The sequence below is a fragment of the Bacillus pretiosus genome, assembly GCF_052947655.1.
The window spans coordinates 145,620-158,039 of sequence record NZ_JBRFUV010000002.1; the positions used below are offsets into that span (position 1 = coordinate 145,620).

Annotated in this window: 10 protein-coding genes and 2 pseudogenes; 4 read left to right on the forward strand and 8 right to left on the reverse strand. The window is 33.1% G+C overall.

Translation table 11 applies throughout. The features are described from left to right. Positions 1 to 3 precede the first annotated feature (3 nt). Positions 4 to 891 (reverse strand): N-acetylmuramic acid 6-phosphate etherase, encoded by an 888-nt coding sequence (gene murQ / locus ACU8YW_RS27945; protein WP_446894142.1) that lies wholly within the window; start codon positions 889 to 891, stop codon positions 4 to 6. 419 nt (positions 892 to 1,310) lie between these two features. Here murQ and ACU8YW_RS27950 point away from each other — a divergent pair. Further along, positions 1,311 to 2,398: pseudogene (locus ACU8YW_RS27950) on the forward strand (spore germination protein); the annotation flags it as partial. 446 nt (positions 2,399 to 2,844) lie between these two features. Here the strand turns inward: ACU8YW_RS27950 and ACU8YW_RS27955 are convergent. The 3 genes from ACU8YW_RS27955 to ACU8YW_RS27965 all read right to left on the reverse strand — a co-directional run bounded on the left by ACU8YW_RS27955 (position 2,845) and on the right by ACU8YW_RS27965 (position 4,277). Beyond that, positions 2,845 to 3,474 (reverse strand): Gly-Xaa-Xaa repeat protein, encoded by a 630-nt coding sequence (locus tag ACU8YW_RS27955; RefSeq protein WP_262720183.1) that lies wholly within the window; start codon positions 3,472 to 3,474, stop codon positions 2,845 to 2,847. Positions 3,475 to 3,776: 302 nt separating this feature from the next. Then, positions 3,777 to 4,118 carry a GNAT family N-acetyltransferase gene (locus tag ACU8YW_RS27960; RefSeq protein ID WP_255450130.1) on the reverse strand — a complete coding sequence of 114 codons (342 nt, stop codon included), beginning with the start codon at positions 4,116 to 4,118 and terminating at the stop codon, positions 3,777 to 3,779. 3 nt (positions 4,119 to 4,121) lie between these two features. Then, positions 4,122 to 4,277 (reverse strand): hypothetical protein, encoded by a 156-nt coding sequence (locus ACU8YW_RS27965; protein ID WP_257131296.1) that lies wholly within the window; start codon positions 4,275 to 4,277, stop codon positions 4,122 to 4,124. Between the two features lie 238 nt (positions 4,278 to 4,515). On the opposite strand from ACU8YW_RS27965, the pseudogene ACU8YW_RS27970 reads away from it, so the two are divergent. After that, positions 4,516 to 4,734, forward strand: a pseudogene (locus ACU8YW_RS27970) (hypothetical protein); the annotation flags it as partial. A gap of 521 nt (positions 4,735 to 5,255) precedes the next feature. Here the strand turns inward: ACU8YW_RS27970 and ACU8YW_RS27975 are convergent. Next, positions 5,256 to 5,717 carry a hypothetical protein gene (locus ACU8YW_RS27975; RefSeq protein ID WP_426934524.1) on the reverse strand — a complete coding sequence of 154 codons (462 nt, stop codon included), beginning with the start codon at positions 5,715 to 5,717 and terminating at the stop codon, positions 5,256 to 5,258. Between the two features lie 630 nt (positions 5,718 to 6,347). On the opposite strand from ACU8YW_RS27975, the gene ACU8YW_RS27980 reads away from it, so the two are divergent. Beyond that, positions 6,348 to 7,730 carry an alpha/beta hydrolase family protein gene (locus ACU8YW_RS27980; RefSeq protein ID WP_262720181.1) on the forward strand — a complete coding sequence of 461 codons (1,383 nt, stop codon included), beginning with the start codon at positions 6,348 to 6,350 and terminating at the stop codon, positions 7,728 to 7,730. A 322-nt stretch (positions 7,731 to 8,052) separates the two neighbouring features. On the opposite strand, the gene ACU8YW_RS27985 is transcribed toward ACU8YW_RS27980, so the two are convergent. Beyond that, positions 8,053 to 9,483: an IS4 family transposase gene (locus tag ACU8YW_RS27985; protein ID WP_446894068.1), complete on the reverse strand. Its 1,431-nt coding sequence runs from the start codon at positions 9,481 to 9,483 to the stop codon at positions 8,053 to 8,055. 296 nt (positions 9,484 to 9,779) lie between these two features. On the opposite strand from ACU8YW_RS27985, the gene ACU8YW_RS27990 reads away from it, so the two are divergent. Then, positions 9,780 to 10,424, forward strand: a complete 645-nt coding sequence (locus tag ACU8YW_RS27990) for a YczE/YyaS/YitT family protein (protein ID WP_098134616.1) — start codon at positions 9,780 to 9,782, stop codon at positions 10,422 to 10,424. Between the two features lie 163 nt (positions 10,425 to 10,587). Here ACU8YW_RS27990 and ACU8YW_RS27995 read toward each other — a convergent pair whose 3' ends face one another. After that, complete coding sequence (locus ACU8YW_RS27995) at positions 10,588 to 11,232, reverse strand: HXXEE domain-containing protein (RefSeq protein ID WP_426934523.1); 645 nt, start codon at positions 11,230 to 11,232, stop codon at positions 10,588 to 10,590. Positions 11,233 to 11,240: 8 nt separating this feature from the next. Beyond that, a complete protein-coding gene (locus tag ACU8YW_RS28000) occupies positions 11,241 to 11,828 on the reverse strand; it encodes a TetR/AcrR family transcriptional regulator (protein WP_426934522.1) in 588 nt (195 codons plus the stop codon). Positions 11,829 to 12,420: the final 592 nt, after the last annotated feature.

A 12,420-nucleotide genomic window follows, 5' to 3' on the forward strand; every position in this document is an offset into this window, starting at 1 on the left:
TGACTATTTAACTGCTTGACGAATAAAACCCTGAGTCTCTCCTAATCGCTGTATAGCTTCTTCTTTTGAAAAACCTGCTAAGATCATTACAATTGCAACCTTGGGCTTATTATCAGCCTTTGCTAAATATAATTCCGCTGTTTCATAGTCACAAGATGTAGCCTCCATTACAATACGTTTTGCACGCTCTATAAGCTTTTCGTTTGTTAATTGTACGTCTACCATTAAATTCCCATATACTTTCCCTAACCCAACCATAGATGCGGTTGAAAGCATATTACAAATTAATTTTTGAGAAGTACCAGATTTCAATCGAGTAGACCCAGTTAATACCTCTGGTCCATTATTAACCTCAATCTTAATTTTTGCCTCTTTTCCAATTGCGGAACCCTTATTACAACTTACAGCCACTGTTTGCGCCCCAATAGAGTTCGCGTATTCTAAACCGCCAATCACATAAGGTGTACGTCCGCTAGCAGCAATTCCAACTACCACATCTGTATTTTTTAGATGCATGTCCTTTAAATCTTGAATTCCTAATTCTTTACTGTCTTCTGCACCTTCTACTGCTTTGATAAAAGCTTTCTTACCACCAGCAATTAATCCAACTACTTCTTCAGGGGCTGTCCCAAAAGTGGGCGGACATTCAACTGCATCTAACAACCCAATGCGACCACTTGTTCCAGCACCAAGATAGATTAAGCGTCCTCCTTTTCTCTTCGCCTCTATAATTGCTTCTACTGCTGTTGCAATTTGTTGAATTTCTAACTTCACTCTGTCCGCTACTTTTGCATCCTCTTCATTCATGACTGTAAGAAATTCTATTATCGACATCTCGTCTAAGTTCATAGTTTTATCATTACGAGCTTCTGTTGTTAATTTTTCTAACATGTATATCACCCTTTTTTATTAAATTAATTGTCTGAGAACGTTTTCTTTATTGCAAATATAGAATAGCATTTTTGAAATTAAATTTCAATATTTTTATATTTTTTTAGAAATTAAATTTCAAAACTTATTAAATCCTCAGTAAAATAAAGGCTATTTTTTATTACATATACACTCTAATTAAGATCTTTCACTAACTTAATAACCATTAATGTATAGATGATGAAATGAAATTTTCTTACGTCAATTTGACTGCTAAAATTACTGATTTAGGTTTAAGTTTTTTTACGATTTGTTATCTTAATGAACATAGGACACTTTCTCTAATAATAATGAAAAAATATACCAAACTAATGAATAAATTTGAATCATTTAAAAATAATAAATATATCGTACTGATATACATAAAGGAGGTGTACATCATGACCTTAAATAAAATGAGCATAGACACTAAAAATAATAAAAATGTTGAAATCATTCAAACAAACAACTTACAGGAACTCAAGTGCAAAATAGAAGAAATTTTTAATGTTTGTGCAGATTTAATTGAACATCCTCTACATTTAAAAACAAAAACCAATGTTTCGCTTTATTATTTTGAAGGTCTTACGGATACTGTTACATTAAAAGAAAATGTTATCAAACCATTATTAGAAAAAATATATGATAATATACAAATGTTTAATTTCAATATTATTGCTGCTTATACAAAAATAGTATATACATGGAATGAGATTACAGAAGGATTACTCGAGGGGCAATGTGTATTATTTATGGAAGGAGAAGAAAGAGCACTTCTCATAAATACAAAAGGATGGGCAGAAAGATCAATACAGGAACCTGTTTCAGAAGTGGCAATCAAAGGTTCTCATGATGGGTTTATTGAAAACGCCTCTAAGAATATAGGGCTTATTCGAAGATATATTCCTTCTACACAATTAAAAATCAAAAAGCTAACAATAGGGGAACGTGCTACTACTTCTATATATGTACTTTACTTAGGGGATGTAGCTAATAAGATGTAGTGCAGGAAGTACAAAAAAGGATTTGTAAAATTAAAACAGATACGATTTTAAGCATTGGAGAATTATCTAACTTTACAAAAGATCAAAATTGGACTCCCTTCCCTCAAACTTATTTAAGTGAACGTCCAGATGCCATTTCTCACCATATTCTTGATGGGAAAGTGGCAGTGTTAATTGATAGATCTCCAAGTGTGATGATTGTTCCGATGAATTTAATAGGTTTTTTTCAGACCCCCGAAGATTATAATCTACACTGGCTAATCGCATCTTTTTTTCGCTTATTACGATTTCTAGGGTTTCTTATATCTATATTTATACCTGCATTATATATTTCAATGGTCACATTTCACTTTGAAATTATACCTTTAGATTTATATATTTCTATTGCATCATCAAGGATTAAAGTTCCGTTCTCCCCTTTAATAGAAGCATTCATTATGGAAATCACCTTAGAAATGCTCCGTGAAGCGGGAGTTCGCGTTCCTTGAGGAGGGAGTCTTCTTATAAAAAGTTAATGAAAGAATTGAAAAAGTAGGCTTACCAACTATTTAAGAATTAAAAAAGCAGGATTATCTCCTCAAACAAAATAAATATATACCATAAAAAAGCCTTTAATCTAAAGGCTTTTTTATTCTAAATTAAACTTTTGAATAATGATTTACTTTGAAGAATAGTAAAAAAATACAGGTTAACAAAAAGCCTAGCAATTACTAGGCTTTTGATGAGTAAAAGAATTACCATATTTATTTAATTCTATTTTCGAAATTCACAAGATTTTATATACATTTTAAAAAGAAAAGATATATCCATACTAAATTTTTCACATAATTTAATCAAACATAAAATAACTCGTGCTTTTTATTTTAATAATAGTTTACATATTTAAGTTGATGGATATAAGGGACTAACACATTGAAAATGAATTTATACTTTAAAAAATCCTATACACTACAAATCTAGCATTTACTTTCTGTGTACCATTGGTTGATAAATTAGGTAAACTTATAGTATCGCCACTTGCATTGATAATTTGAAGAGTTGCTCCTGTATCTAAAGTTAAAATTCTTGAAACAGATATTTCTCCACCAGTTGGATTTGGAAGTAATATTATATTACCTGCCGTGTTACTTGAACCAACTCCACCTATAATGAAACAAATTGGACTTGAAGAAGGCGAAAAAGAGATATAATATTCAACTTTATAGACTCCTGGATCGATTATTGTTATTGTATTAAATGTTGAAAAAGTTAAATTTTGAACAGTATTAACGCTACCAGAAAATCTAACAGGCGATAAATTCAAAACATCCTGTGAACCTGCATTAGATAAGTCTGCAAAAGTTATAGGAATGTTTGGCCCTGTCGGGCCAGTAGGACCAGGTTCCCCTTGAATCCCTTGAACCCCTTGGGGACCTGTTGGTCCCTCTGGCCCTTGATTCCCTTGGATTCCTTGAGGTCCAGTTGGTCCTGTTACCCCTGTAGCCCCTGTTAATCCCAAAAATTCAGGGAATGCGCATGGAAATGGAAACTCAATATTATGTTTCTTTTTAAAATTACTCACTATATCCCCCCTCTTCTCCCAACTTACACTCTATAAAATATGAAAAAACAAGTTCATATGTTTAGGAAAACATCTTATAAATATTAATGTTTTTTAATTTTGAAGTCACAAATACACATTACACCGTCCACATCCATGGACGGTGTAATAATAAAATTGTTGATTTTTGGTGCAATTGCTGAATTACTCTTCGTAGATGTAACAATAAAATCGTTTAAAAATCTAATTTTTTTTCAACAATCACGTCTGGTACTTGAAGAACGTCATAGAAACGTGGAATTAAACTGAATTAGAAAAGAAGGTTAATCTAGGTATTCTCGTTTTAAGATAGACATTATATGAAGTGACTCATATCCATTATTACTTTTTAAACATTCTCTTAATGTGCCTTCAACTGTAAAACCTTGTTTTTTATAAATGTGCAGAGCACGTTTATTATTTACTTTCACATCTAACCATAACCGGTTTGCTTTAAATTTGTTAAAGGCCCAATCTTTAATTATTTTAAGCGCTTTATTTCCATAACCTTTACCTTTTGAGTTAATTGTGATTCTCATTAACTCCATACTTTGATTAGGATTTCTTAAACCAGTCAAAATAATATATCCAACCGGTTTGTTATTATTTTTATTCTCGATTATCAAATGTTATATGTTATCGTCATTTAAAGAATTTAAATGTTTTACTTTAGACCAAGGGATTATGAATCGTGAATTTTCTATATCAGATTCTAAATTGTAAATAAAATCCACATCATCCTTCATGGTATTTCTTAGATTAATTAAATCAGAACCTTCGAACATTATTATACCTCCTTTTTAAACTATCCTTGTATAAGTTTTTCCTAATTTTAGTATAACCCTCCCTTCAGTATTCAACAATATGGCTCGATTGTTGTGACATTTTTGAAACAACTCTATTATATCTGCACAAAATCAAAAGACTAAAACAGTAACCCTCTCTAAACAAGAGGGTTTTTCAATAACTTCCAATAACGAGAATTATGTAAATAAGCCGTCCATATAATGGGTGGCTTATTGTGTATTCGTTAAAACTTATATCTTAATGAGACATGATGTAGGAATTATGAGAGAGAAACGGCCTAAAAATAAGATTTATATTAGACCCCGTTTACGCATTCATGGATCTACAGACATATTGGAATACTTAAAATATACTGTAGCATCAGAAACGTTGTATTCGTTTGATTTAGGTTTTCATGACGCTGAAGAATTTGAAGAGACCCACCAACGGGAATAGGTGGGTCATTAGGGTACTACTATCTCATTGCACAAAAGGGAATTTGTATTAACATAATAGCATATTCTTAAACTTCTTATATTGAGAAAAAAGAAAAGACACCCTAAGGTGCCTTCCTCCGACTTGAACCACTTTAATTTTAATAATATGTATTGGATTCCCATCCAAATATTATTTTACCACGTTAAGTAATGTTGTGCATTGAGAAATACGGTACATCTCTTTATTTAAACGCAAAAAGCCCTAGGGGGACTAGGACTTTTTGACAGAATGAAAATGATACAAAAAAGGACTTTTATAACGTAACATACGAATGTTTCATAAATGTATCATAAAAGTGAACATATTCTATATTTTATCAGACACAGAAACAGACATAAAAAACGCCATCCTTTCCCATAATTCTACAGAAAGAATAGCGTACTTTTACACTTTAAAGAATAGTAAGAGAAACAACCAAAAGAAAAGTAGGTATTTAAAAAGGATTTTGAATACTTGATACGATAAAAATCTAAAAATTGTTATTCTTTCTGAATGTTACTTAACCCTTGTTCTAATTCGTTCTCTATTCTTTTTTCTAACCCTTTTACTAATTCTTTCTCTGTTCCCTTTTCTAATCCTTTTACCAATTCTTTCTCTGTTCCTTTTTCTTTCTCTTTCTCCGCTTCTTCATTCTTCTTACTATGCCCCTCTAACATCCCAACCAATATTTCTGTAATTATTGACATAGGTACACCCATATCCAATAACATTTTAAGAAATTCAAATATACTGAGACCCTGTGAGTTAATTGCATTATATTTGTTATTGATATGTTGTTCTATACTTTTTTCGGAAAGTTGATTATCCCTAGTCTTACTTTCAGGAATATATTTTTGATTATTGTTCACTATACGTGAAGTTGTAGTACTTAAAGATTTATTATTTAAAACTGTAGTATTTAAAGGATAAAACCTGTTATTTATGTTTGAACTGATTTTCATCTCTCATTTTCCTCTTTCTTTTTTGATAAATTTAATATGAAAGTTCATCCCATATTGTTATATCCATATCCATTTATTATGAGTATAATATAAATTTCTTTTAAACTAAATAGAACATTATACAAATATATACATGTGTTCTATTTTACAATGCTTAAAAATCACTATAAATAGATAAAATTCCATTCTTCTTTGAAGGAAACCTATAGGACTGAAATAGATTTGAATATGAAATATAAATTTAGACATAAAAATACAATCTATTCTTATGTTTCGATAGAAAGAATAGATCTTATTTTTTCATTTAGGGGGTATACCAAAGCCTTAGCTTGCTAGCGATGTGTCGCTAGCAAGCTAAGATTTTAAAATATCCCCTACTTAAGGAATTTGTAAGTATCAAGTAAGAAAAACGAGAGCTTTGTTTCCTATAATCATAAATATAAAGTGAAGGAAGAAAAATTATTTCTGGGATTAATATGCATGTGGAAAAAAGAGAAATCTACAGTTTTTTAGAGTAATAATATCAGTAGGTCCATGTTTGGGAGATTACTTGCAAATATTTTAAAATTTTTTCACCTGAACCCTAATTACCATACCTGTTTTTTACCATCACATATTGGAGGTTAGAACATGAATAAAAAAAAGAAAATACAAAGATCAGTACTTACCTTTACTCTACTCTTTTCTTTAGGCGTTTCATCTTTCCCGCTTACAACAGCTATTCAAGCAGATACACGTGAGGAACAATCTGCAGAAAAGAAATTAATCTCTTTAACGGAGCGTACATCATTATTTTTTGAATATCTCCAGCAAGGTAAGTATGCAGAGGCACTCCAGTTGACGTCTGCTGCTTTTCAATCCAAATTTACAGCAACCACATTACAAAACTGGTGGATACAAAGTGGCTGGAGCGGGAGAAAAAGCATGGGAGCCCCCGTGATAAAAGAACGAAACTTGGTCCATCAGACGGTGGAAATTCCAGTAGTTACCGAAGGAATTACCATACCGCTACTCCTGAAATTCACACCTGGCGGGAAAATAGATGAAATTGTGGAAAGGCCACCCGAGGAATCTTATACCATCCCACATCCTAGCTATGATCACCCTGACTCCTATCAAGAACGTGAAATCGTCATTGGAAATTCTACTTATCCGTTACCAGCCACATTAACAGTTCCGAAACATAAGCCTGGTGAAAAGCTGCCCGTAGTTGTTCTTGTTCATGGTGCTGGCATCCATGATCGCGATAGCACATATATGGGAACAAAAATCTTACGCGATCTTGCAGTGGGCCTTTCATCCAACGGAATTGCAGTGTTACGCTATGAAAAACGCACCTTAGAACACGCATTAAAAATGAGTACAGAACCTGTTACGTTAGAACGTGATACTACAGATGATGCCATATATGCAGCAAAATCAGCAGCTCAGCAGGAAGGCATTGATCCAAATAATATTTTCATTCTTGGACATAGCCTAGGAGCCGGCACAATGCCGCGTATACTGCGCAAAGCGCCTTCCTCACTTGTCCGAGGAAGTATCTTACTCGCACCACCTGCACGCCCTTTGACTGACATTGCCATTGATCAGTATCAATACCTTCGGGCGCCAAAGGAAGAAATCGATGAACTAAAAAGGCAGGTCGCTTTTATCCAGGATCCTACTTTTAATCCTGACCATCCTCCAGCTGGCTACAATTTTGGGTCGCCTCATTTTATGTATGATGTTTCTAGGTGGCGTCCAGTTGAAGAGGCAAAATCACGAAAAGAGCCTTTACTCATTTTGCAAGGAGCACGTGATTATCAAGTAACAGTAAAAGATGAATATACAAAATGGCAAGAGGGACTTTCAAACCGCGGAAATGTTCAGTTCAAAAAATACCCGAAATTGAATCATTTCTTCACGGAGGGTGACGGAGAATTAAGTCGTCCTAGTGAATATGAAATCCCTGCTAATGTTCCCGGGTACGTCATCCAGGACATTATTACATGGGTCAACAAGACAAAAAAATAAGAAAACATCAATAGCCTTCATGCAATCATCATTGCGTGAAGGCTTTTTTGAAACTAGTGATTCAGACATGTCTATTATTTTATATAATATTTGCCCCAAAACGAAAAATTAGAGTCTTTATAGCAATGAAGTTCATTTTTAGTATTTGGGGAGCAACGTGTTCTGTTAGCTTGATAGGAATGGGGTAGCGCCACATCGCTATCAAGCTAAGCTTATGCAAAGTCAATTTTAGACGAGATTGTTTCTTTTTCCTAAAGGGCAAGTATAGGTGATTTAAAGATTTGCATACGAAATAAACCCTATCGGGTTTCACTTTTTTGAATTAAGCGGCTTGATTATCAGACAGGGTACAATTGTAAACGACACTTAATATATCAAAGACTGTTTTTTTCTCATATCGATGAGATTTCCGCCCGTTTTGCTGTAGGAGATTGAACAGGCGAAGTAACACCTTTGATAGCTCTTGGGTGTTTTTTTGTATAGTTTGGAATAGAAGAAGAAAATGGTCTTTAATCATATACATGGCTTTATACTCACTAAGCTCTCGTTTTTTCTTCATGAGGAGCAATTGTCGCATTTGAAACATGATAGAAGAACAGAGTAGAATGGCAATCAATTGACCATATAAATGGCACTCCAATCGTTCTGGTTTTATCCTTTTACAATGATGAATTTGAAAGAATGACTTCCACGTTTTAAATAAAATTTCGATTTGCCAACGCAAAGAATACCAGTCATGTACCTGTCCCATCGGGACAATATCTGTAGGGGTGTTTGTCATATATACATTGATACCACTGAGTCGTTTACTACGAGGAGAATACTTCATTCCTTTCTTTTTTTCTCTTACAGCTTGATCTTGTAATCGTTTTTGTTGCTGTTGTTTTGTTAATCGATGAACAATTACACGAGCTGGCACTTTATCAATCATTCCTACATAAGCATCAGCTATTTCACATGTTTGTCCTGGTTGAAGGGAGTTCATTAACGTCTCCATATCTATCTGTATATACTCTGTACCTTTCTTAATTCTTCCATCTTGAAAATAATCAGGGCTAGGATTTTTTTGATACATACGTGTATTCGACTTGATACGAGAGATATAGTAGGCCTCTTTATCTTGTATATATTGAAGGTCTTTTAAATGAAAATAACCTAAATCTCGGATACATAAATCATTCGCTGTCACAGTTGGGGCACACAGAGAGCCGTAAGTGCGATCATGTTGTTTACCTGGACCTGTATGAATATGTAGGAACTGTCCACTTAACAAATCATACTCAAGTTGAATTTTTATCCCAGCTGTATGGCTGCATCCTCCTGCACCTGGATAAACCGATGAAAATACATCCGGGAGTTGAAATGCAGTTGAATCTAAAATACGAATACGCTTGAAAACAGAAGTGTATGGAGAAGAAATCGGCATAGATGCGGCCAATTTTTTGCTTAGTAGTTCGGCTAGTAGGTGTTGTAAAAGTTGGACGGCCGCCTTATTAAACCGTTGATTCAGTCCTTCAGGACTGATGAGTACTTCCGTTGATGCTTCTAAACAGCTAGATAACTGAGTTAAAGAAGTCATAGCTACATTTTGGCTCACCCATACACATAAAGCGACTAAATCTTTTGCTTGGTACTTACTAGTTCGTTGTACAAAACCAACATCTCTAGCAAGATCCCGTAAGGTATTTGGAGATAAAAAACTTTGAATCTCTTGAGCAAATAGTTGTAATTCATCAGACACAGAAACAGACATAAAAAACGCCACCCTTTCCTATGATTCTACAGAAAGAATAGCGTATTTTTTCATTTTAGGGGGGATTTTGTTTTATTAGCTTGATAGTGATGGGGTAGCGCCACATTGCCATCAAGCTAAGAAAAACAAATATTTCAAGGAGAAAATGAGCCTTTCTTTGTTTTAGGTGTTATAAAATTCTTAAGTTGATACGCATGAGAGCGAGCCCTATTACGTTTAGCAAATGCAAGATATTGGTATAAACAGATTTCTATATGTAATATATGTAATGATACATAATATTAGGGGGATTACAAATGTGGAAATCACTTTTTCGGTATTTTCTTTTTTTCTTAGGATTAACTTTCTTTGGGTTGGGCAATGCAATTGCAGTAAATGTTAAATTTCTAGGACTCCATCCATGGGAAGTCCTGAATATGGCACTCTATCAGCGATTTGGATGGACCATTGGTACATGGAGTGTTATATGCGGCCTATTTCTTGTTCTCGTGTCATTAGTAGTAGATCGGAAATATATAAACATAGGTACATTCTTAAATGCATTGCTAATCGGTCCTATTATGGATCTTTTCTTAAAATTGGATATTCTTCCTCATGCCACACATATATTGTGGGTAAATCTTCTTATATTACTTTCTGGAATTATAATTACGGGTATTGGCGGTGGTATGTATGTTGCTGCCGGAATTGGTGCAGGACCAAGGGATGGATTCATGCTTGCTATTTCTGATAAAACAGGATTATCTGTAAGCCGAGCTAGAATTATTGTGGAAAGCATTGTATTAGTAATTGGTTATATTCTAGGCGGTCCCATTTTTATTGTGACATTTCTGTATACTTTTATCCAAAGCCCTATATTCCAGCAATCATTCAGGATGTTTCAAATATTTTTATATAATTTAGAGAGAAAAAAGAAAGACAACGTTAGTGCAAGTTTATAAAAAAGAAACAACCTCTACTTTAATTGACGATTTATGGCTTAGCTTGATAGCAATGTCGCGCTAGCCAATATACAAAAATCTCCTTCAAAAAAAGAAAGGCGCCTACGCACCTTTCTTTTTTAATTCACTTGTACTCTCTTCAGCACCCAAAATTCCTTCTGAATCACTTAAATGCATCATTGTACGGACCTAGTTGCTTTTTAGAAAAGTAATGAATTGTCTCCTTACTTTTCAGTAACATATTTCCTTTTATAATTAAAAAATAGGTGGCTACTAGAAAATAGATTAGCCCTAATATCCAATCCAAATTTGTAGCTAGATTGTGTAAAAAAACATATCTTATATATGCATAACCAATCGGAACATGTAGTAATACTACCGCACCTAATCCTGGGTTGTATATTGTTTTAGCTTTTATATTCGCAAAAATACCATGCCATATGAATTGAAAAAATCCCATTAAAATAGGTGCCAACCCAAGCCATATAATATTTGGAAAGAAAACCGGAAGTAAATAAAAAACATACGCAATCAAAATATTTATTACCATAGCAGATTGCGTATTTAATGGATAGCGATCTGGTATATCACTTTTAAATATAACTACATTAAACAGACCTGCGAAATAACCTGGCCAACGATACTCTTCAAATTGATGCACTAAAATGGCTACAAAGCTTAACGCTAACAGTACCTTTATTTCACTCATTTCTCCAAAATTTGCGACTAAACAACCTACGACAACAATTGCCATCACTAACCCTACATCACACCAATGCTTTCTAAAGAAACTAATCATCTCTATCACCCACTATCTCAATTTTTATAAAAATAGCGTTCAAATAGGAAATCAATTTGTTTTTCTACAGGCAGTATTCTTATATCTGCCCCAGATTCAAGAATTGGCATCATTAATGCTGGAAGAAAAATAGATCCGAATATTTGCACTGTCATCATCATTAAAATTTCCTGATCCGTTTCATTTGTTATTTCACTCAAAATATTCTTCACTTTACTAAAACCGAGACTCTTCAAAAAATCTCCATATTCGTATTGAGATGTAAATACCGTAGTTCCCATTGCAATAATTTTCCTAACTAACTCAGGGTATTGCCGAATTACCAGTACATAATCAAGTAAAAATATTTTTAATCTTTCTTTTGCTGGCACTTTAATATCATCTAAAATAGAAAAAGTGTCTTGAAAGCTAATTAATAAGACTTTAATTGTTTCACTAATCAATTTTTCTTTTGAGCCAAAATGGTAATTTATAAGCGCAATATTAGTATCTGACAATGCCGCAATTTTTCTTATTGTTACACTTTCGAAGCCGTTGTCTTTAATTAACTCCAATGTTGTATTTAAAATCTTTTCTTTCGTAGATATGTTTTCATTTCCCCTCAACTTATCTCCTCCTCTAAAATCTATCAATTAAACAACGTTTTAAACATTGTTTAAATTTATAGTATCACCTTCAATTTTTAATATCAATTTAATCCTTTCGACATTTCCGATTACCTATTCTTTTTTTATCTTTGTTATTAAAGTTTATATATACATTTGAGAACGTCTTTGTTGTTTTCCAGCCCCTCCATAATGTGAGCAGTCGGTAATTTTAATAATTGAACTGTTGTGTAAACAATCAAATAAATCAACATTATTTTCCTTAACCAAAAAAAGATGAACACAATTTTTTATACATCATATTTGTTAGTATCTAGTGTATTACTAAGACCTAGCTTGGACTGAATCCCCTTGTTGTAGATTTTTATTTTATTATTAATAATTACGGTATATGAAATTATTAATAATAAAATAAAAAAAGCTCCCCTGAAAGGAGCTCCTTACCTTACAAAACATTTAAGAAATCATTCTATTACCAGCTCTACTTAAGATTTGGAGCATGGTTATAACTCATTCACCCCTGTTTGTTACGATAAATCATTGGTCAAAGACTATTCTTTTTCTGTGTATTATTTCAAGCTCTTTAGATGTT

Excerpts from the sequence above, each read along its gene's own strand:
- murQ (WP_446894142.1), bottom strand. The coding sequence starts at position 891 with ATGTTAGAAAAATTAACAACAGAAGCTCGTAATGATAAAACTATGAAC.
- ACU8YW_RS27965 (WP_257131296.1), bottom strand. The coding sequence starts at position 4,277 with ATGTTCGAAGGTTCTGATTTAATTAATCTAAGAAATACCATGAAGGAT.
- ACU8YW_RS27975 (WP_426934524.1), bottom strand. The coding sequence starts at position 5,717 with ATGAAAATCAGTTCAAACATAAATAACAGGTTTTATCCTTTAAATACT.
- ACU8YW_RS27980 (WP_262720181.1), top strand. The coding sequence starts at position 6,348 with ATGAATAAAAAAAAGAAAATACAAAGATCAGTACTTACCTTTACTCTA.
- ACU8YW_RS27985 (WP_446894068.1), bottom strand. The coding sequence starts at position 9,483 with ATGTCTGTTTCTGTGTCTGATGAATTACAACTATTTGCTCAAGAGATT.
- ACU8YW_RS27990 (WP_098134616.1), top strand. The coding sequence starts at position 9,780 with ATGTGGAAATCACTTTTTCGGTATTTTCTTTTTTTCTTAGGATTAACT.